Genomic DNA, 21391 nt, shown 5'->3' with positions numbered 1-21391 from the left:
AGTGTCTCTGATCGCTTCTGACCACTTCCGCATCGTTGTCGGCCTCGGCAAGAGCGGCATGTCCCTGGTTCGCTTCCTGGCGAACCGGGGCGTTGCTTTTGCGGTGGCCGATACGCGGGAGAATCCACCTGAGCTGGCCACGCTGCGTCGTGACTACCCGCAGGTGGACGTGCGTTGTGGCGAGCTGGATGTCGAGTTCCTGTGCCGTGCCGACGAGCTCTACGTGAGCCCAGGCCTGGCCCTGGCGACCCCGGCCCTGCAGGCCGCTGCTGCCCGTGGCGTGAAATTGTCCGGTGACATCGAGCTGTTCGCGCGTAACGCGAAGGCGCCGATTGTCGCCATCAGCGGTTCCAACGCGAAAAGCACCGTGACCACCCTGGTGGGCGAGATGGCCGCTGCGGCGGGCAAGCTGGTCGCCGTGGGCGGCAACCTGGGCACTCCGGCCCTGGATCTGCTCAGCGACGACGTCGAGCTGTACGTGATGGAGCTGTCCAGCTTCCAGCTGGAGACCACCGACCAGTTGTGCGCCGAAGTGGCCACCGTGCTGAACATCAGCGAAGACCATATGGACCGCTACAGCGGCCTGCCGGCCTATCACCTGGCCAAGCACCGGATCTTCCGGGGCGCGCGGCAAGTGGTGGTCAATCGCCAGGATGCGCTGTCCCGGCCGTTGCTGAGTGAGAACCTGCCGTGCTGGACCTTTGGCCTGGGTAAGCCCGATTTCAAGGGCTTTGGCCTGCGGGAAGAAAAGGGTGAGAAGTACCTGGCCTTCGAGTTCCAGAACCTGATGCCGGTGCGCGAACTGAAGATCCGTGGTGCCCATAACCAGTCCAACGCCCTGGCGGCATTGGCCCTGGGGCATGCGGTCGGCTTGCCGTTCGACGCCATGCTTTCGGCTCTGCGCACCTTCGCCGGCCTGGAGCACCGTTGCCAGTGGGTTCGCGACGTGGATGGCGTGGGTTATTACAACGATTCCAAAGCCACCAACGTCGGCGCCGCCTTGGCTGCCATCGAAGGCCTGGGCGCGGACATCGATGGCAAGATCGTGCTGATCGCCGGTGGCGACGGCAAGGGCGCCGAGTTCAAGGATCTACGGGATCCGGTAGCGGCCAACTGCCGCGCGGTGATCTTGATGGGCCGTGACTCCGACAAGATCGGTGAGGCGGTTGGCGATGCTGTGCCGCTGATTCGTGTCGATTCGCTGGCCGACGCTGTGGCTCAATGCCGCGCCGCTGCACAGCCTGGTGACGTGGTGTTGCTGTCGCCCGCCTGCGCCAGTTTCGACATGTTCAAGAATTACGAAGACCGGGGTCACCAGTTCGTCCGTGTCGTGGAGGAGCTGGCATGAACTTGAGGAATTTCATCAAGCCGTATCCGTCGCCGCTTATCACCGGGCGTGGCATCGACCTGGATTTCCCGATGCTCGCCGGCTGCCTGACGCTGCTCGGCCTGGGGCTGGTCATGATTGCATCGGCCTCTACCGAAGTGGCGGCGGCGCAGTCGGGCAGTGCCCTGTACTACATGATTCGCCACCTGATCTACATCGTGCTGGGCCTGGGGGCCTGCATTGTTACCATGATGATTCCCATCGCCACCTGGCAGCGCCTGGGCTGGATGATGCTGATTGGTGCCTTCGGTTTGCTGGTGATGGTGATCATTCCGGGGATCGGCCGTGAAGTGAACGGTTCGATGCGCTGGATCGGTTTCAGCTTCTTTAACGTTCAGCCCTCCGAGATTGCCAAGGTGTTCGTGGTGATCTACCTCGCCGGCTACTTGGTGCGGCGCCAGAAGGAAGTGCGTGAAAGCTGGATGGGCTTCTTCAAGCCATTCATCGTTCTGCTCCCAATGGCGGGCCTGCTGCTGATGGAACCGGACTTCGGTGCCACCGTGGTGATGATGGGGGCCGCAGCGGCGATGCTGTTCCTCGGCGGTGTCGGGCTGTTCCGGTTTTCCCTGATGGTGGTCCTGGCAGTGGCAGCGGTTGTCTTGCTGATTCAGATGCAGCCCTATCGAATGGCGCGTCTGACCAACTTTGCCGACCCCTGGGCGGACCAGTTCGGTGCCGGATATCAATTGTCCCAGGCACTGATTGCGTTTGGTCGCGGCGAGTGGCTGGGGGTTGGACTGGGTAACAGCGTGCAGAAGCAGTTTTATCTGCCGGAGGCTCACACCGATTTCGTGTTCTCGGTATTGGCCGAAGAGCTGGGTGCCGTGGGCTCCTTGTGCACGGTGGCACTGTTCGTATTCGTCTGTATTCGCGGCATGTACATCGGTCTGTGGGCCGAGAAAGCCAAGCAGTTCTTTGCCGCCTATGTGGCTTATGGCTTGTCGTTCCTATGGATTGGTCAGTTCTTGATCAATATCGGGGTGAACGTCGGTCTGCTGCCGACCAAGGGGCTGACCCTACCGTTCCTCAGTTATGGCGGTAGTTCGTTGGTGATCTGCTGCGCCTGCCTCGGATTGTTGCTGCGTATCGAATGGGAGAGCAGAACCCACCTGGGCAGTGAAGAGATGGAGTTCAGTGAGAGTGACTTTGCCGAGGATCCAGTCCATGGGCGCTAACGTGCTGATCATGGCGGGCGGCACCGGTGGCCACGTGTTCCCGGCGCTGGCGTGTGCCCGCGAGTTCCAGGCCCGTGGCTACAGCGTGCACTGGCTGGGTACTCCCCGTGGGATCGAGAACGAACTGGTACCGGCGGCCGGCTTGCCGCTGCATCTGATTAACGTCACCGGGCTGCGGGGCAAGGGCAAGCTGTCGCTGCTCAAGGCGCCGTTCGTACTGATCAAGGCGGTGCTCCAGGCGCGGCGGATCATTCGCCAACTCAATCCGGTCTGTGTGCTGGGTTTTGGTGGTTATGTGACCGGCCCTGGTGGTGTTGCCGCCAAGTTGTCCGGGGTGCCGGTCATCGTTCATGAACAGAATGCCGTGGCCGGTACCGCCAATCGGCTGCTGGTGCCGTTGGCCGCCCGAGTCTGCGAAGCTTTCCCGGACACCTTCGGGGCCTCGGACAGCCGCCGCACCACGGGCAATCCGGTGCGTACCGAACTGTTCCTCGAAACACCGCGCGAGGCCCTGGCCGGACGCAAGGCGCGTTTGCTGATCCTGGGCGGAAGCCTGGGGGCAGAGCCGTTGAACAAATTACTGCCGGAAGCCCTGGCACAGGTCGCCCCCGAGCTGCGCCCGGAGGTGTTCCATCAGGCCGGTAAAAACCACGATGAAGTCACTGCAGACCGCTATCGCGCCGCCGGCGTCGAGGCGCAGGTGCAGCCCTTTATCAAAGACATGGCTCAAGCCTATGGCTGGGCCGACCTGGTGGTCTGTCGCGCAGGCGCGTTGACTGTCAGCGAACTGGCTGCCGCCGGTCTGCCTTCGATGCTGGTGCCTTTGCCCCATGCGATCGACGATCACCAGACCCGCAATGCCGAATATTTGGCTCGTGAAGGTGCTGCCTTCCTGATGCCGCAAAGAACGACTGGTGCAGCGGACCTTGCCGCTCGCCTGACAGAGGTTTTGATGCAACCAGAACGACTCGACAACATGGCCCAGGCCGCGCGCCGCCTGGCCAAACCCGACGCCACCCGTGATGTGGTGAATATCTGCCTGGAGGTGGCCCATGGTTGAGAATCAAAAAGCCATGCCGCAACCGGAAATGCGCCGCATCCGCCGTATCCACTTCGTCGGCATCGGCGGCGTGGGCATGTGCGGGATTGCCGAGGTGCTGCTGAACCTGGGTTACCAGGTCTCCGGTTCCGATCTCAAGGCGTCGCCGGTCACCGAGCGCCTGGAGTCCTTTGGCGCGCAGATTTTCATCGGCCATCGCGCCGAAAACGCCGCCAATGCCGATGTGCTGGTGGTGTCCAGCGCCGTGAATACCTCGAACCCGGAAGTCGCCACTGCCCTGGAACGCCGTATTCCGGTGGTGCCGCGGGCGGAGATGCTCGCCGAGCTGATGCGCTACCGTCATGGCGTGGCCGTGGCCGGTACCCATGGCAAGACCACCACCACCAGCCTGCTGGCCTCGGTATTCGCCGCCGGTGGCCTGGACCCGACTTTTGTCATCGGTGGCCGGCTCAATGCAGCGGGCACCAATGCACAGCTGGGCACCAGCCGTTACCTGATTGCCGAAGCCGACGAAAGCGATGCCAGCTTCCTGCACCTGCAGCCGCTGGTAGCCGTAGTCACCAATATTGACGCCGACCATATGGCGACCTACGACGGTGACTTCAACAAACTGAAGAAAACCTTCGTCGACTTCCTGCACAACCTGCCGTTCTATGGGCTGGCGGTGATGTGCCTGGATGATCCGGTGGTGCGCGATATCCTGCCGCTGGTCAAGCGTCCGACCGTGACCTATGGCTTCAGTGAAGAAGCCGACGTGCGTGCCATCAATGTACGCCAGCAAGGCATGCAGACCTTCTTCACTGTGCTGCGTCGCGACCGCGAGCCGCTGGACGTGTCGGTGAACATGCCGGGCAACCACAATGTGCTCAACTCCCTGGCGACCATCTGTATCGCCACCGACGAAGGCATCAGCGACGAAGCCATTGTCCAGGGCCTGTCGGGCTTCCAGGGTGTGGGCCGGCGCTTCCAGGTTTACGGTGAGCTGCCGGTGGAAGGCGGCAACGTCATGCTGGTGGACGACTACGGGCACCACCCGACCGAGGTCGCGGCAGTAATCAAGGCCGTGCGTGGTGGCTGGCCTGAGCGCCGCCTGGTGATGGTCTACCAGCCGCACCGCTTCAGCCGTACCCGTGACCTGTACGACGACTTCGTGCAGGTGCTGGCCGATGCCAACGTCCTGCTGTTGATGGAGGTCTACCCGGCCGGCGAAGAGCCGATCCCCGGCGCCGACAGTCGCCAGCTATGCCACAGCATTCGTCAGCGTGGCCAGCTGGATCCGATCTACATCGAACGTGGCGTCGATCTGGCTCCGCTGGTCAAGCCGTTGCTGCGCGCCGGTGACATCCTGTTGTGCCAAGGTGCCGGTGATATCGGCGGCCTTGCGCCTAAATTGCTCAGCAGCCCGCTGTTCGCCGGTGCTGTGGCCGCTGGCAAGGGGGCGAAATGACCGCTGCCTACGCCAATCTGTTCTCCACCGTGAAGCCGAGCGATTTCGGTCGCGTTGCCGTGCTCTACGGCGGCAAGAGCGCCGAGCGCGAAGTGTCGTTGAAGTCCGGCAAGGCCGTAATTGAAGCCTTGCAGAGTGGCGGTGTGAACGCCTTCGGCATTGATGTCGGCGACGACCTGCTGCAGCGCCTCTTGAGCGAGAAGATTGATCGCGCCTTCATCATTCTCCACGGTCGTGGCGGTGAAGACGGCAGCATGCAAGGCCTGCTCGAGTGCCTGGGGATTCCCTACACCGGTAGCGGCATCCTTGCTTCGGCTCTGGCCATGGACAAACTGCGCACCAAGCAGGTCTGGCACAGCCTGGGGATTCCGACGCCGCGCCACGCAGTATTGAGCTCCGAGGCCGACTGTATTTCCGCAGTGGCGGAACTGGGCCTGCCTTTGATCGTCAAACCGGCTCATGAAGGCTCCAGTATCGGTATGGCCAAGGTGACTTCCGCGCCCGAATTGATCGACGCATGGAAGGCGGCCAGTACCTACGATTCGCAAGTGTTGGTCGAACAATGGATCCAAGGTCCGGAGTTCACCATCGCGACCCTGCGTGATCAGGTGTTGCCCCCGATCGCCCTGGGTACTCCCCACACTTTTTACGACTACGACGCCAAGTACCTGGCTTCCGATACTCAGTACCGGATTCCGTGCGGCCTCGATAGCGCCAAGGAACAGGAACTCATGGACCTCACGGCGAAAGCCTGTGAGGCGCTCGGTATTGCCGGTTGGGCGCGTGCCGATGTGATGCAGGATGCCCAGGGACAGTTCTGGTTCCTGGAAGTGAACACCGCTCCGGGGATGACCGACCACAGTCTGGTGCCGATGGCCGCTCGTGCGGCCGGTCTGGATTTCCAGCAGTTGGTCCTGGCCATCCTGGCAGCCAGTCTTGAGGCGAGAGGTTAAGTCCATGCAAGGCGCGTCGCTTCGTCATCAGCAACCCGCACCCGGCCGCAAGCCGGTGCCGCGGGGTGCCAGCCGAATGGTGGCTAAAGAGCCGATGTCGGTGCGCCTGCCGAAAGCCAACTTTGGCTTTCTGAAAAGCCTGTTCTGGCCGGTGCTGCTGGTGGCTCTGGGGTTTGGCACCTATGAAGGTGCCCAGCGTCTGTTGCCGTACGCCGACCGCCCGATCACCAAGATCGCGGTGCAGGGGGACTTGAGCTACATCAGCCAGCAGGCGGTGCAGCAGCGGATCGCGCCTTATGTCGCGGCGAGCTTCTTCACCATCGACCTGGCGAGCATGCGCACCGAGCTGGAACAGATGCCCTGGATCGCCCACGCCGAAGTTCGTCGGGTGTGGCCGGACCAAGTGGTGATTCGCCTGGAAGAGCAACTGCCGGTAGCCCGTTGGGGCGACGAGGCACTGTTGAACAACCAGGGCCAGGCCTTCACTCCGCGTGAGCTGGCGAACTATGAACACTTGCCGCAGTTGTTCGGGCCGCAGCGGGCCCAGCAGCAAGTGATGCAGCAGTATCAGGTGTTGAGCCAGATGCTGCGGCCGCTGGGCTTTTCGATCGCCCGTCTGGAGCTGCGCGAGCGCGGCAGCTGGTTCCTGACCACCGGTGCCGGCAGTGCCGGTCCGGGTATCGAGTTGCTCCTGGGTCGCGATCATCTGGTGGAGAAGATGCGCCGCTTCATTGCCATTTATGAAAAAACGCTGAAAGAACAGATCACGAATATCGCGCGCATCGATCTGCGTTATGCCAACGGCCTGGCCGTGGGTTGGCGCGATCCGGCGGCACCCACGACGGCGCAACCTGCCGTCGCGAAGAATTAAGAAGAGGCAGGACCATGGCAAATGTGCAAAGCGGCAAAATGATCGTCGGCCTGGATATCGGCACCTCCAAGGTTGTGGCGCTGGTAGGCGAAGTCGCGGCCGATGGCTCGCTGGAAATCGTCGGCATCGGCACCCATCCTTCCCGCGGCCTGAAGAAGGGCGTGGTGGTGAATATCGAATCCACTGTGCAGTCGATCCAGCGCGCGGTGGAAGAGGCGCAACTGATGGCGGGCTGCCGTATTCACTCGGCGTTCGTTGGTGTGGCGGGCAATCACATTCGCAGCCTGAACTCCCACGGCATCGTGGCGATCCGCGATCGGGAAGTCAGCTCGGCGGACCTGGAGCGGGTATTGGATGCAGCCCAGGCTGTGGCGATCCCGGCTGACCAGCGAGTCCTGCATACCCTGCCGCAGGATTACGTGATCGATAACCAGGAAGGCGTGCGCGAGCCCCTGGGCATGTCCGGCGTGCGTCTGGAAGCCAAGGTGCACGTGGTGACCTGCGCGGTGAATGCGGCACAGAACATCGAGAAGTGCGTGCGCCGCTGCGGCCTGGAAATCGACGACATCATCCTCGAGCAACTGGCCTCCGCCTACTCGGTACTCACCGACGACGAGAAAGAGCTGGGCGTGTGCCTGGTGGACATCGGCGGCGGCACCACCGACATGGCGATCTTCACCGAAGGCGCGATCCGTCACACCGCGGTGATCCCGATTGCCGGCGATCAGGTGACCAACGACATCGCCATGGCCTTGCGCACACCGACCCAGTACGCCGAGGAAATCAAGATCCGTTACGCCTGCGCCCTGGCCAAGCTGGCCGGTGCCGGCGAAACCATCAAGGTGCCGAGCGTTGGCGATCGTCCGCCGCGCGAGCTGTCGCGTCAGGCCCTGGCCGAAGTGGTCGAGCCGCGTTACGACGAATTGTTCACCCTGATTCAGGCCGAGCTGCGTCGTAGCGGCTACGAAGACCTGATCCCGGCGGGCATCGTGCTCACTGGTGGCACCTCGAAGATGGAAGGCGCGGTGGAACTGGCCGAGGAAATTTTCCACATGCCGGTTCGTCTGGGCGTGCCCCACAGTGTCAAGGGCCTGTCCGACGTGGTGCGCAACCCGATCTATTCCACGGGCGTTGGCTTGCTGCTGTACGGACTGCAGAAACAGTCCGACGGCATCTCGTTCTCCGGCATCGGCAGCCGCGACAGCTACAGCAGCGACGAGCCCAAGACCGCGTTGCTGGACCGCATCAAGAGCTGGGTCCAGGGCAACTTCTAAAGATTTACCGCAACACCGTTTCAAAGCAGTAGGCAGTAGGCGAAAAACTAGAGAAATGAAAGGAGAGGGAAAATGTTCGAACTCGTAGACAACATCCCGCAGAGTCCGGTAATCAAGGTTATCGGTGTTGGCGGTGGCGGCGGCAACGCGGTCAATCACATGGTCAAGAGCAACATCGAAGGCGTCGAGTTCATCTGCGCCAACACTGATGCTCAAGCGCTGAAAAACATCGGCGCGCGGACCATCCTGCAACTGGGTACCGGTGTGACCAAGGGCCTGGGTGCGGGTGCCAATCCGGAAGTCGGCCGTCAAGCCGCTCTGGAAGACCGCGAGCGCATCGCCGAAGTACTGGCGGGCACCAACATGGTGTTCATCACCACTGGCATGGGCGGCGGTACCGGTACCGGTGCGGCGCCGATCATCGCTGAAGTGGCCAAGGAAATGGGCATCCTCACCGTTGCGGTGGTGACCCGTCCGTTCCCGTTCGAAGGCCGCAAGCGCATGCAGATCGCCGATGAGGGCATCCGCGCGCTGAGCGAAAGCGTCGACTCGTTGATCACCATTCCCAACGAGAAGCTGCTGACCATCCTCGGCAAGGACGCCAGCCTGCTGTCGGCGTTTGCCAAGGCTGACGACGTGTTGGCTGGTGCCGTTCGCGGTATCTCCGACATCATCAAGCGTCCGGGCATGATCAACGTCGACTTTGCCGACGTACGTACCGTGATGAGCGAAATGGGCATGGCGATGATGGGCACTGGCTGCGCCAGCGGTCCGAACCGTGCGCGTGAAGCCACTGAAGCGGCCATCCGCAACCCGCTGCTGGAAGACGTGAACCTGGAAGGTGCACGCGGCATCCTGGTGAACATCACCGCCGGTCCTGACCTGTCCCTGGGTGAGTACTCCGACGTGGGTAGCATCATCGAAGCCTTCGCTTCCGAACACGCCATGGTCAAGGTCGGTACCGTTATCGATCCGGACATGCGTGACGAGCTGCATGTAACCGTAGTGGCCACCGGCCTGGGCGCGAAAATCGAGAAGCCTGTGAAGGTCATCGACAACACCGTTCAGACTTCCATGTCCGCACAATCGCAAGCGCCAGCTGCTGCTCGTCAGGAACTGCCGTCGGTGAACTACCGTGACCTGGATCGTCCGACCGTTATGCGCAATCAGGCGCAGTCGAACGCGGCGACCGCGGCGAAGCTGAATCCGCAAGATGATCTGGACTACCTGGACATCCCGGCATTCCTGCGTCGTCAGGCCGATTGATGGAATGTATCAGGGGTATTAGGGTGATTGGTGTTCAGCAAAGGCATGGTCTGCTATTATCGCCAGCCTTTGTTGATACCAGTTCGCAATTTGCGCTGAAGCGGCCCAAGCCATGATTAAACAACGCACCCTGAAGAATATTATCCGTGCCACAGGTGTAGGCCTGCATTCCGGGGAAAAGGTTTACCTGACCCTCAAGCCTGCGCCTGTCGACACCGGCATTGTGTTTTGTCGTGCCGACCTGGACCCTGTGGTGCAGATTCCTGCTCGCGCGGAAAATGTTGGCGAAACCACGATGTCGACCACGTTGGTCAACGGTGACGTCAAAGTGGACACGGTGGAGCACTTGCTCTCGGCCATGGCTGGCCTGGGCATCGATAACGCCTACGTCGAGCTCTCCGCGTCCGAAGTCCCGATCATGGATGGCAGTGCCGGACCCTTCGTATTCCTGATTCAATCTGCTGGCCTCGAAGAACAGGACGCAGCTAAAAAGTTCATCCGCATCCTTCGTGAAGTGACCGTGGAAGACGGCGACAAGCGCGCCACTTTCGTGCCTTTCGATGGTTTTAAAGTGAGCTTCGAGATCGATTTCGATCACCCGGTTTTCCGTGACCGCACCCAGAGTGCAAGCGTGGACTTCTCCAGTACTTCGTTTGTAAAAGAAGTCAGTCGCGCCCGTACCTTTGGTTTCATGAGTGATATCGAGTACCTGCGCAAGCACAACCTCGCACTCGGCGGCAGCGTGGAAAACGCCATTGTGGTCGATTCGGATGGCGTACTGAATGAAGACGGTCTTCGCTACGAAGACGAATTCGTCAAGCACAAGATCCTGGATGCAATTGGTGACCTCTACCTGCTGGGCAACAGCCTGATAGGCGAGTTCAAGGGCTTCAAGTCGGGCCACGCACTGAACAACCAGCTACTGCGCAAGTTGATTGAGCAGAAAGATGCCTGGGAAGTCGTGACCTTCGAAGATGCCAGCACTGCACCGATCTCTTACATGCGTCCGGTCGCGGCCGTGTAATTACTCTCTCTTTCCTTTTGTTTTTGAAGGCCATCCCCCCGGATGGCCTTTTTTTATGCCGCAAGGTTCAGGCGCTGCGCCGTGACATGTTGGAAACCACTCGGTTGCGGCCGCTGTACTTGGCTTGATACAGGGCTTTGTCGGCGTCGCTCACCCATTGGTCGAGGCTGATGTCCGGATTGCCCGACCAGGTGTTGATGCCAATGCTTACCGTCAAGGGCGTGGCCTGTTCGCTGACGGACGGCAAGGCGGCGATGCTGGCGCGGATTCTCTCGGCGAGTACGGCGGCGCCGGCGCTGTCGGTCCCCGGCAGGATCACCGCGAACTCTTCGCCCCCATAGCGTGCCGCCAGGTCAGCCGGGCGTCCTGCGCAAGCGCCAATGTTCTGCGCCACCACACGCAATGCCTGGTCCCCCAGCGGATGGCCAAAGCGGTCGTTGAACGACTTGAAGTGGTCGACGTCGATCATCAGCAGTGACAGGGGCAGGTTTGCGCGCCGGGCCCGGGCCCACTCATTGTTCAATACCTGGTCCAGGGTACGACGATTGGCCAGGCCGGTGAGGGCATCGACGGCTGCCAGGCGCGCCAGCTCCTGCTCGGCATTCTGCCGGCGCCGCAGTTCGCGACACAGTTGCCAGGTCAGCCAGAACAGGGCGATGCACAGCGCCCCAGTGGCGCCGCTGATCAGCAACGCCGTGCGTTGCCAGGCAGCAAAGACCTCATCGATGGACAGTGCCACGACCACGATCAGCGGCAGGTCGCCCACCTGGGAAAAGGTATACAGCCGTTGCATCCGATCCACGCTGGACACGCTGCTGAAGCTGCCATTGCCTTCGCGCAGGATGCGGACGAAGTTGGGGCGGTTACTGAAACTCTTGCCAATCAGGTCGTCTGCCAGGGGCGGCTGTTGGGCCAGCAAAACCCCATCGCGGCTGATCAGGTTGATCGAGCCGTTGCGCCCGATATCCAGATTCTTGAACAGCTCATTGAAGTAGCTCAGGCGCATCGCCGCTTCGGCGACGCCAATGAACTCGCCATTCTCGTTGCTGAGCCGACGACTGAAGCTGATCCGCCAGTCATGCTCGGCGGTGCGGGCGCGGAACGGCGGGCTGATCATCATCCTCGGGTCCGGATTGTCGATGTGCGATCGAAAGTACTCGCGATCGGCGTAGTTGCCCGTACGAGGTACGAGCGAAGCCGAGTCGGCCAGCACATCGCCGTGCTTGTCCAGCAACAGGATATCGCCCTTGTAGGGCGCTGCGGTGGCGCGGTCGAACAGCGCCAGATGGCGGATGGGCAGCGAAACGTCCTTCAGGTCGTTGCGTTGCGCCGCACTGATCAGTCCCTTGAGGGACAGGTCGTAGAGTTCGACGTTGCGCAATACATCAGCGTCGATCAGTTGCACGATGTTGTTCGCGGCACGGGTGGCAGCCTGTTCGGCAGCAGCGTGTTCACGGATCAACAGGTAGGTGACGATACTGAGAATGGCCACGACGATCAGCGAACTGGCCAGGACCAACAGACGTTCCGGATTTGACGCGATTTTCCCTGTGCGGGGTGTCGCACTACTCACGCTCATGATTTTGATTTCTGCTACGTCGACAGATTTAAGTCTAGTGTGGACGTGGGCTACAGAAATCGGTCACGCCTTCGCGCCTGTATAAATCCCGAATAAAAAAAAGGCCAGCAAAACATGCTGGCCTTTTGCTTATATCGGCTTAGAACACGTTGATCGGATAGTCGACGATCACCCGGTACTCATCGGTGTCGTTGTCCAGTGCGCCGTAGCCGTTGCCACCACGGTTGGTAGCCCATTGCAAGCGCACGGCCAGGTCCTTGGCGGTGCCGCCCTGCACCACGTATTTGAGGTCAAGGTCACGTTCCCAGTGCTTGGCATTCTTGCCGTCGGCGCTGTACCAGCTGGCATAGCCGCGGCTGGCCGGATCGACCTTGGTCAGGTCCAGCTCGCCCCGGGAGTAAGACAGGGCCGAGGTCAGGCCCGGCAGGCCGACGCCGGCAAAATCGTAGGCGTACTTGAGCTTCCAGGAGCGCTCGTTGGGACCGTTGAAGTCCGAGTACTGCTGGGAGTTATCCAGGTAGATGCTGTCGCCTTGGGCGATGTAGTCGAATGGCGTGTTGCCGTTGACCCGCTGGTAGGCCGCAGTGACGCTGTGGCTGCCCACGCCCACGGTGAAGTGCAGGCTGTAGGTGTTGTTGTCGATATTGCCCAGCAGCGCCTGGCCCGTGTCCTGGGTGTGATAGAAGTGCAGGCCCGGATTGAGGCTGACCAGATCGTTGAGCGCGTAGGTGTAGTCCAGGTCGTAGTAGTACTGGTTCCAGATGTCCTTGAGCTCGGAGGCATACAGGCTGCTGGTCAAGCCTGGAACACCGCTCCAGGCCACCCCGGTCCAATTCAGGTGCAGGCTTTCGTCACCTTTTTGCAGGGCGCCGTAGGAGGTGCCGATGCGCTTGTGACCGCTCTGGTTGTAGGGCTTGGTGAAGCTGGCCTGGCCGCCTTCGATCAACCAGCCGTCGAAGCTGTGGTTGGTCAGGCTGACGCCGCGGAAGGTCTGCGGCAGCATGCGGCTCATGCCCCCGGCGATCACCGGGTTGTTGAGGAACAGGTCGCCGGCCTTGAGCTCGGTGTCGAAGGCTCGCATCTTCAAGGTGGCACCGGTGGTTGAGAACGAGCCGGGCGCCTTGTGCCGGCCATCTTCGCTGAGGGGCAGGATGCTCGACTTGGTGGTGCCGCCTCCGCCGTCCAGCTTGAGGCCGAGCATAGCGTTGGCATCGATACCAAAGCCCACAGTGCCTTGGGTATAGCCGGACTCGAAGACACCGAGGAAACCCTGGCCCCATTCGATGTTGTCTTTGTTCTGCTGCTGGCGATTGCGGTTCATGTAGTAGTTGCGGGCGTTGAGCTTGAGGCTCGAGCCGGCGACGAAGCCCTGGTTGTCGCTCTCTTCGGCCGCTTGGCCCAAGGCGGGAATAGTTGCAGCGATTGCAATGAATAGCGGGCTGATTCTCAGCGTGGTCCTGAACAACGTGTAGCTCCTTTGGTGAATGAACATGGTTTTTTATTGTGAATTCGGGTGTTTCTTGTTCTGGGTATGACGTATTTGCCATGGGTTTCTCCACAGCAAAAAAAAGCCGCTGAACTCAGCGGCTTTAAGACAACTTACTCCCGGGTTGAAAGCAGAGAAGTTGTCGAGGGAAGCAAGTCGGTAGCGCGGATCAACTGTCTTTCTGAGCGTCGCTCTTACTGTGCTCGGCGGTGATCTTCTGGGCTTGCTGAGTGTTTTGCTGCTGGGCGGCCTGGGCAATCTGTGCTTGTTCGAACGCGGCGGCGCGTGCGGCATTTCTCGCCACGAATCCCTGGGATTCTTCGGCCATGGCCATTGGCACCACGAACAGGGAAGACAAAACAAAGGCGCTGGCCATACCCATACTGTTGGACATTTCTGAAGACCTTCTTGCTGAGCAAGTTCAATTCGGTGCGACAAAAATATAACCATGAGGCTGCTGGAAAAAGAGCCGAACAGGATAAGGACTGTTACCAAAAAAACAACAGTAGGCGCTGGCTTGTAGGGGCTGGCTTGCCAGCGAACGCGCCATATCGTCATGCGCCGGATGTGTTGACGCCTTCGCCGGCAAGCCGGCTCCTACAGAATCCGAGAATCCGAGAATCCCGAGTCAGAGAGGCAGGTACAGGCCGAAGGTGTTGATGCCCCGGTCACTGCGCACGAACACGTCGCCGCCGTGCATCAGGGCGATGGCCTTGACGATGGCCAGTCCCAGGCCGTGGTTGGCGCCGCTATTGCTGCGGGATGCATCGACCCGGTAGAAGCGCTCGAACAAGCGAGGCAGGTGTTCGCTGGCGATGCCTTGGCCCGGGTTGCTGACGGCGATCGCCACTTGCTGCTCCTGCACTTCAATCCGCACCTGGATCACTTCCCCTGCCGCCGTGTGCTGCACGGCATTGCTCAGCAGGTTGATCAGGGCTCGGCGCAGGTGGGCAATCTCGATCCGCACCTGGGCATCGCCCTGGACCTCGACCCTGACTTGCGCGTCTTCGAGGATGAAGTCCAGGTAGTCCAGGGTTGTGGCCACTTCCGTCGCCAAGGAGGTGCTGGTGAGCTTGGTGGCCTTGCTGCCCTGGTCGGCGCTGGCCAGGAACAGCATGTCGTTGACGATGGAACGCAGCCGTTCCAGCTCTTCAAGGTTGGATTGCAGCACCTCGAAGTAATGCTCCGCCGAGCGGCCGCGGGTCAGGGCCACCTGGGTCTGACCAATGAGGTTGGTCAGGGGCGAGCGCAGTTCATGGGCGACGTCGGCGTTGAACGACTCCAGGCGCGAGTAGGCCTGCTCGACCCGTTCCAAGGTGGAGTTGAAGGAGTTGACGAACTGGCTCAGTTCCGGCGGCAGGGGCGAGAGCTGCAGGCGTCCGGAGAGGCGCGGCGGAGCCAGGCGCTGCGCCTCCTGGGACAGCTTGATCAGCGGCTTGAGGCCGATCCGCGCCACCCAGTAACCCAGGGCCGAGGCCAGTAGAACACCGACGATGGCCAGGCCGATCAGGGCGATCAGCAACTGGTGCTGGGTCTGGTGGAAGGTATCGGTATCGATGGCAATCAGAAAGCGCAGGGCCGGCCGCTGTTCTTTGGCCGGCAACTGGCTGACCAGTACCCTCAGTGGGTAGGGATGATCGCTCAGAATCAGATCGCGCATGCCCAGCGGACCTTGGGCGAATGCGCGGATCTGTGGGTCCGGGTTGCCGTATTCATAACCGGGGTCACCGCTCACTGCCCAGAAGCGGATGCGTTTGTCCTCCTCGCTGAGCAGCTTGAGCTTGGCGTTGATCTTGGCCCAGTGCTCAGGGGTGCCGTAACGATTCAGGGCCGACTCCAGCACGCTGTAGCGCGCATCCAGCTCGGCTTCCGGCAGCAGGCCCAGGCCCTTGTCCACCTGTTGATAGAGAGCACCGCCAATCAGCAGGAAGATCAGCAGTGCCACCAGGGTGAACAGCCCGCTCAGGCGCAGGGCAATGGAGTTACTCGGCACTGCGGCTCTCCAGCACATAACCCATGCCGCGGATGGTGTGCAGCAGCTTGTGTTCGAAAGGGCCATCGAGTTTGGCCCGCAGGCGCTTGATCGCCACTTCGACGACATTGGCGTCGCTGTCGAAATTGATGTCCCAGACCATCTCGGCAATCGAGGTCTTGGACAGGATCTCGCCCTGGCGTCGGGCCAGCACGCTGAGCAGGGAGAACTCCTTGGCGGTCAGGTCCAGGCGAGTGCCGGCGCGGCTGGCCTTGCGGCTGATGAGGTCGATCCACAGGTCGGCGATGCTGATCTGCACCGGCTCGTGACCGCCGCTGCGGCGGGTCAGGGCTTGCAGGCGGGCCACCAGTTCAAGGAAGGAGAAGGGCTTGCCCAGGTAGTCGTCGGCGCCATCGCGCAGGCCGCGAATCCGGTCCTCCACGCGCTCCCGGGCGGTGAGCATGATCACCGGGGTCTGCTTGCGCGCACGCAGGGCCCGCAGCACGCCAAAGCCGTCCAGGCCGGGGAGCATCACATCCAGCACGATCACCGCATAATCGCCTTCCAGGGCCAGGTGCAGACCCTCGATGCCCTCTCGGGCCAGGTCGACGGTGTAGCCCTGTTCGGTCAACCCGCGATGCAGGTAGTCCGCAGTTTTTTCTTCGTCTTCGATAATCAGAACGCGCATGACCCGCCTCAGGTATTGGTGGCCGGCGAAAGGGCCGGCTGGGGCCGGTGGAACAGCCGCTCGAGCCACAAGTATATGACCGGCGTGGTGAACAGCGTCAGGGCCTGGCTCACCAGCAACCCGCCGACCACGGCGATACCCAGGGGCTGGCGCAGTTCGGCGCCGGTGCCGTAGCCGAGCATCAGCGGCAGGGCGCCGAGCAGTGCGGCCAGAGTGGTCATGATGATGGGCCGGAAACGGGTGATACAGGCCTGGTAGATCGCTTCTTCAGGCGGCAAGCCACGGTTGCGCTGGGCCTCCAGGGCGAAGTCGATCATCAGGATGCCGTTTTTCTTGACGATGCCGATCAGCAGCACCAGGCCGATCAACGCCATGATGGAAAAATCCTGGCCGCAGAGCCAGAGCATCAACAAGGCGCCGAGCCCGGCCGAAGGCAGGGTGGAAATGATCGTCAGCGGATGCACGAAGCTTTCGTACAGCACCCCGAGAATGATGTAGACCGCCACCAGCGCGGCGAGAATCAGGTACGGCTGGCTGGCCAGGGAACTCTGGAAGGCCTGGGCCGCGCCCTGAAAGTTGCCGCTGATGGCCGCCGGCATGCCGATCTCGCTCTTGGCCTGGTCAAGCAGGATCACCGCGTCCCCCAGCGCCACGCCGGGGGCCAGGTTGAACGACAGGTTGGCCGCCGGAAACATGCCGTCGTGGGCGATCGACAAAGGACCGATGCTGGGGGCATCGAAGCGTGCCAGGGCCGACAGCGGGACCATTTCCCCGGTCAGCGGCGAGCGCAGGTAGAAGTAGTTGAGGCTCTCGGCCTTGCCCCGTTGCTGGGTGTCGAGTTCGAGGATCACGTTGTACTGGTTGATCTCGGTCTGGAACTCGTTGATCTGACGCTGGCCGAAGGCATCGTACAGCGCTTCGTCGACATCGCTGGCGGTGAGGCCGAAGCGCGCGGCGGCGGTCCGATCGATGTTGATGTGGGTAATGCTGCCGCCCAGTTGCAGGTCGTTGGAAACATCCCGGAACGCCGGGTTGCTGCGCAGCTTCTCGGTCAGGCGCTGGGTCCAGGTACTCAGGGTCGGGCCGTCGTTGCTTTTGAGCACGTACTGGTACTGGGCACGGCTCGGTCCGGAACTGAGGTTGATGTCCTGGCCGGCCCGCAGGTAGAGCACGATGCCGGGCACCTGCATCAGTTGCGGGCGGATGCGATCGATGAAAGCGCTGGCGGAAACATCCCGGTCGCCACGTTTTTTCAGTGAGATCCAGAAGCGGCCGTTGGCGATGGTCTGGTTGCTGCCGGAGACACCCACCGAGTGGGAGAAGGCTTGCACCGCCGGGTCGGCAGCGACGATTTCCGCCAGGGCCTGGTGTTTTTTCACCATGTCCGGATAGGAGATGTCCGCCGCCGCTTCGGTAGTGCCGAGCACGAAGCCGGTGTCCTGCACCGGGAAGAAGCCCTTGGGGATCAGGATATAGCCGGCAATGGCCATGCCCAGGGTCAGGCCGAAAATCCCCAGCATCAGTTTCTGATGGGCCAGGGCCTTGCGCAGGCCGCGTTCATAGAAGGCCAGCAGGCGCTCGCCGAAGCCCGGCTGGGCATGGGCCGGGTGCACCGGGGTGCGCATGAACAGGGCCGCCAGGGTGGGCGCCAGGGTCAGCGAAACCACCACCGAAATCATGATGGTGGAGGTGGCGGTCAGGGCGAATTCCTTGAACAGCCGCCCCACCACGCCGCCCATGAACAGCAGGGGAATGAACGCTGCCACCAGGGAAAAGCTGATGGAGACCACGGTGAAGCCGATTTCTCCGGCGCCCTTGATCGCCGCCTCGCGCATGCCGTCGCCGGCCTCCAGATGGCGGTGGATGTTCTCCACCACCACGATGGCATCGTCCACCACAAACCCCACGGCGATGACGATGGCCACCAGGGTCAGGTTGTTCAGGCTGAAGCCCATCACATACATCAGGGCGAAGCTGGCGGTCAGCGATACCCCCAGCACCGCAGAGACGATCAGGGTCGCCGACCACTGGCGCAGGAACAGCGCCATCACTGCCACCACCAGCAGCACGGCGATCAGCAGAGTGATCTCCACCTCGTGCAGCGAGGCCCGGATGGTCTGGGTGCGGTCCACCAGCACCTTGACCTGCACCGACGCCGGCAGCATGGCCTCAAGGCCCGGCAGCGCGGCCTGGATACGGTCCACGGTGTCGACGATATTGGCCCCCGGCTGGCGCGAGATCACCAGGTTGACCCCTGGCTGGTCACCGGACCAGGCCTGGACGTAGGCATCTTCCGAACCGTTGACCACACGCGCCACGTCCTGCAGATGCACCGGCGCGCCGTTTTTGTAAGAAACGATCAACTGGCCGTATTCCTCGGGATGGAACAGCTGGTCGTTGGTGGACAGGGTGGAGATGCTCGACTCGCCATACAGCGCGCCCTTGGCCAGGTTGAGGCTGGTCTGCTGGATCGCCAGGCGGATGTCGGCCAGGGTCAGGCCGATGGCGGCCAGCTTGTCTGCCGACGCCTGGACCCGGATCGCCGGGCGCTGCTGGCCGGTGATGTTGATCTGACCAACGCCGTCGATCTGGCTGATCTGCCGGGCCAGCAGGGTTTCCGCGTAGTCGCTCAGTTCGGTGCCAGGCATCTGCGTTGAACTGATGCTGAGGATCAGCACCGGGCTGTCCGCCGGGTTGACCTTCTTCCAGGTCGGCAGGGTGGGCATGTCCTTGGGCAGCTTGCCGGCGGCGGTGTTGATGGCCGCCTGGACTTCCTGGGCGGCGGTGTCGATGCTTTTGTTCAAGGTGAACTGCAGGGTCAGCAGGGACGAGCCCAGGGCGCTGCTGGAGGTCATCTGGGTCATGCCGGGGATGGCGCTGAACTGCACTTCCAGGGGCGTGGCCACCGAGGAAGCCATGGTGTCCGGGCTGGCCCCGGGCAAGGCGGCGGAAACCTGGATAGTGGGAAACTCGGCTTCCGGCAGCGGCGCCACTGGCAGGCGCGGAAATGCGATCAACCCCAGCAGTACCAGCGCAAACGTCAGCAACACGGTGGCGACCGGATGGTCGATGCACCAGGCGGACACCGAGCCACGGCCCTTCATGGCTTGGACTCCGAAGCCTGCACCAGGGGCGGCGGGTCGCTCAGCACCTGGACCTGGGAGCCGGGCTTGAGCCGCGACTGACCGTCACTGACCAGCACATCTCCGGCCTGGACGCCGGAGATGATGTTCAGGCCACTGTCCTGATACACCACCTGCACCGGCACGCTTTCCACTTGCCGGCCTTTGACCCTGAACACGAAGTGCTGATCCAGGCCGCGCTGGACCACGGTAGGCGGTACGGTGAGCGCGGCCTGGTCCAGCGCGGTCTGGATCTTCACTGTCACCAATTGTCCGGGCCAGAGCTTTTGCTGAGCGTTGTCGAACTCGGCCTTGACGCGAATGGTGCCGGTACCAGCATTGATCTGGTTGTCGATCAGCGTCAGGTGGCCGTTGCCCAGCAGAGCGCTGGGGTTGTTGCTGTCGGCGCCCAGGTAGGCCTGGACCGTCGCCGGCTCGGGGGCGCGGATCAGTTGTTGCAGGGTCGGCAGCATTTGCTGGGGCAGGGAGAACTCCACGGCGATGGGGTCAATCTGGGTGACCGAAAATAGGCCCTGGGTGTCGGTCATGCGCAGGAAGTTGCCCTCATCCACGGTACGAATACCCACTCGGCCAGTGACGGGAGAGCGGATCTGGGTGTAGGAGAGTTGTACCTGGGTGGCGTCGATGGCGGCCTGGTTACCCTGGGCTGTGGCATTGAGCTGATTGACCAGGGCCACCTGTTGGTCGTACGTCTGCTTCGAGATGCCGTCATCCACCGACAGCAGCTTGTAGCGCTTGAGATTGATCTGCGCCACCTGCAACTGGGCCTGATTTTGCGCCAGTTGGGCCCGTGCCTGATCCAGGTTGGCGCGGATCGAACGGTCATCGAGAGTGGCCAGCAGGTCACCTGCTTTCACCAGTTGCCCTTCCTTGACCAGCAACCGGGTGAGGATGCCGTCCACCTGGGGGCGAATGACCACACTGTGCAGCGACAGCACCGAGCCGATGCCGCTGGTGTAGCGCGGTATGTCCTGCTGGATCACTTGCACCACTCGTACCGGTATCGCCGTGGGCGCGGCGAGCCTGGGGCTCGTGGGTTTGTTGAGGAACCAGATCGCAGCGGCGGCGACAGCCAGGAGAAGCGTTGCGGTCACGACGGTTTTCTTGGCAATGGACATGAGGGGAGGGCGCCGGGCAGTAATGTCGGAAGGGTGGCCATGATCTGTGCACAGTTATAGTCCGCTAACTCGGTCAGCAGGGTGACGGCCAGCTGTCAGCCCTGTCAGAAAAGTACCTGCCAGCCGTTGCGATCCAGGTCAAAGATCGCAGGCACACAGGTATACTGCCGGCCACTGTGGCCCGTCCCTCGGCCCGGCTTTTCTTTCTCTCTTGGAGTTTCCATGACTTCCCCTGCACAACCTGCTGCGGATGACGCCCTGAGCGTTGATCCTGCGGCCGAGCCGGTCACCCCTGAAACCGAGGGCAAGGCTGCGATCCCGGCGTTCAAGTTTCCCTTCAAACCGTCCGAATTCGCCGCGGCAAAAAACGTTCAGCAGCCCTGGTATAAGAACGGCGCCAGCAATGGCCACACCAAGACCCCCGGCGCAGCGCCTCCCGGCACTCGGCGCTCCATGGGCAAACGTTGATATCGCCGACAATCGAAGACATTGCCTCGATTTGCGCTTTTTAATCGCAATGATGGCTAATTGCTTTAAACCTGAGCTGGATCAGTATTCGTGGCATCAGTGCGCTTAGAGTCAGCAGCCCTGCCGACTCCTCCTAACAATTACGAGCGCGCTTCCCATGAAGATCAACCTTCCGGTTACTGGGCGAAACGTGGACTTTGCCCCTGATGCGAACATCCTCTCGACCACCGATCTGACCAGCGCGATCACCTACGCCAATCCTGATTTCATCGAGATCAGCGGTTACAGCCGCGAGGAGTTGCTGGGCTCGCCCCACCACCTGATGCGCCATCCGGACATGCCTGCGGCAGCGTTCGGCCACATGTGGCGTACCCTCAAGCGCGGTCGTTCGTGGATGGGCCTGGTGAAGAACCGTTGCAAGAACGGCGATCACTACTGGGTCAGCGCTTACGTCACGCCGGTGACCCGCGACGGGCAGGC

17 protein-coding genes and 1 pseudogene are annotated in these 21391 nt (G+C 61.8%); 11 read left to right on the top strand and 7 right to left on the bottom strand.

The features are described from left to right. Position 1 precedes the first annotated feature (1 nt). The 9 genes from murD (at position 2) to lpxC (ending at position 10457) form a co-directional block, all read left to right on the top strand. On the top strand, positions 2-1348 hold the full coding sequence (gene murD, locus ACSSVC_RS29885) for a UDP-N-acetylmuramoyl-L-alanine--D-glutamate ligase (RefSeq protein ID WP_492611803.1): 1347 nt from the start codon (positions 2-4) through the stop codon (positions 1346-1348). Next, positions 1345-2562, top strand: a complete 1218-nt coding sequence (gene ftsW / locus ACSSVC_RS29880) for a putative lipid II flippase FtsW (RefSeq protein ID WP_404937622.1) — start codon at positions 1345-1347, stop codon at positions 2560-2562. Before murD ends, ftsW begins: the two co-directional genes overlap by 4 nt. Beyond that, a complete protein-coding gene (gene murG / locus ACSSVC_RS29875) occupies positions 2552-3622 on the top strand; it encodes an undecaprenyldiphospho-muramoylpentapeptide beta-N-acetylglucosaminyltransferase (RefSeq protein WP_446439137.1) in 1071 nt (356 codons plus the stop codon). Before ftsW ends, murG begins: the two co-directional genes overlap by 11 nt. Further along, the gene (gene murC / locus ACSSVC_RS29870) at positions 3615-5069 is read left to right on the top strand and encodes a UDP-N-acetylmuramate--L-alanine ligase (RefSeq protein WP_346633865.1); all 1455 of its coding nucleotides are present in this window, start codon (positions 3615-3617) and stop codon (positions 5067-5069) included. Before murG ends, murC begins: the two co-directional genes overlap by 8 nt. Beyond that, positions 5066-6022: a D-alanine--D-alanine ligase gene (locus ACSSVC_RS29865; protein WP_404937621.1), complete on the top strand. Its 957-nt coding sequence runs from the start codon at positions 5066-5068 to the stop codon at positions 6020-6022. The genes murC and ACSSVC_RS29865 overlap by 4 nt, the downstream gene beginning before the upstream one ends. A gap of 4 nt (positions 6023-6026) precedes the next feature. After that, on the top strand, positions 6027-6893 hold the full coding sequence (locus ACSSVC_RS29860; RefSeq protein ID WP_016966667.1) for a cell division protein FtsQ/DivIB: 867 nt from the start codon (positions 6027-6029) through the stop codon (positions 6891-6893). Between the two features lie 14 nt (positions 6894-6907). After that, positions 6908-8167, top strand: coding sequence for a cell division protein FtsA (gene ftsA, locus ACSSVC_RS29855; RefSeq protein ID WP_346633867.1), 1260 nt, complete (start codon positions 6908-6910; stop codon positions 8165-8167). 72 nt (positions 8168-8239) lie between these two features. Beyond that, positions 8240-9433 (top strand): cell division protein FtsZ, encoded by a 1194-nt coding sequence (gene ftsZ / locus ACSSVC_RS29850; RefSeq protein WP_346633868.1) that lies wholly within the window; start codon positions 8240-8242, stop codon positions 9431-9433. 112 nt (positions 9434-9545) lie between these two features. Further along, positions 9546-10457, top strand: a complete 912-nt coding sequence (gene lpxC / locus ACSSVC_RS29845; protein WP_011063304.1) for a UDP-3-O-acyl-N-acetylglucosamine deacetylase — start codon at positions 9546-9548, stop codon at positions 10455-10457. A gap of 67 nt (positions 10458-10524) precedes the next feature. Here the strand turns inward: lpxC and ACSSVC_RS29840 are convergent, their stop codons facing one another. The 7 genes from ACSSVC_RS29840 to ACSSVC_RS29810 form a co-directional block, all read right to left on the bottom strand. Continuing rightward, the gene (locus ACSSVC_RS29840) at positions 10525-12036 is read right to left on the bottom strand and encodes a sensor domain-containing diguanylate cyclase (RefSeq protein WP_346633869.1); all 1512 of its coding nucleotides are present in this window, start codon (positions 12034-12036) and stop codon (positions 10525-10527) included. A gap of 139 nt (positions 12037-12175) precedes the next feature. Next, positions 12176-13528: an OprD family porin gene (locus ACSSVC_RS29835; RefSeq protein ID WP_492611802.1), complete on the bottom strand. Its 1353-nt coding sequence runs from the start codon at positions 13526-13528 to the stop codon at positions 12176-12178. Between the two features lie 163 nt (positions 13529-13691). Next, on the bottom strand, positions 13692-13916 hold the full coding sequence (locus tag ACSSVC_RS29830) for a hypothetical protein (protein ID WP_346633871.1): 225 nt from the start codon (positions 13914-13916) through the stop codon (positions 13692-13694). Between the two features lie 234 nt (positions 13917-14150). Further along, positions 14151-15515: a heavy metal sensor histidine kinase gene (locus ACSSVC_RS29825; RefSeq protein WP_346633872.1), complete on the bottom strand. Its 1365-nt coding sequence runs from the start codon at positions 15513-15515 to the stop codon at positions 14151-14153. Beyond that, positions 15505-16182, bottom strand: coding sequence for a heavy metal response regulator transcription factor (locus ACSSVC_RS29820; protein WP_346633873.1), 678 nt, complete (start codon positions 16180-16182; stop codon positions 15505-15507). The genes ACSSVC_RS29825 and ACSSVC_RS29820 overlap by 11 nt, the downstream gene beginning before the upstream one ends. Positions 16183-16190: 8 nt before the next feature. Continuing rightward, the gene (locus ACSSVC_RS29815) at positions 16191-19286 is read right to left on the bottom strand and encodes a multidrug efflux RND transporter permease subunit (protein ID WP_492611801.1); all 3096 of its coding nucleotides are present in this window, start codon (positions 19284-19286) and stop codon (positions 16191-16193) included. After that, positions 19283-20443: an efflux RND transporter periplasmic adaptor subunit gene (locus ACSSVC_RS29810; protein ID WP_492611800.1), complete on the bottom strand. Its 1161-nt coding sequence runs from the start codon at positions 20441-20443 to the stop codon at positions 19283-19285. The genes ACSSVC_RS29815 and ACSSVC_RS29810 overlap by 4 nt, the downstream gene beginning before the upstream one ends. A gap of 222 nt (positions 20444-20665) precedes the next feature. On the opposite strand from ACSSVC_RS29810, the gene ACSSVC_RS29805 reads away from it, so the two are divergent. Continuing rightward, positions 20666-20911, top strand: coding sequence for a hypothetical protein (locus ACSSVC_RS29805; protein ID WP_346633876.1), 246 nt, complete (start codon positions 20666-20668; stop codon positions 20909-20911). Positions 20912-21068: 157 nt separating this feature from the next. Beyond that, positions 21069-21350, top strand: a pseudogene (locus ACSSVC_RS29800) (PAS domain-containing protein); the annotation flags it as partial. Positions 21351-21391 lie beyond the last annotated feature (41 nt).

Source organism: Pseudomonas sp. E1BtOHC1, assembly GCF_058744285.1.
This window is presented reverse-complemented; position numbering and strand designations above follow the sequence as displayed.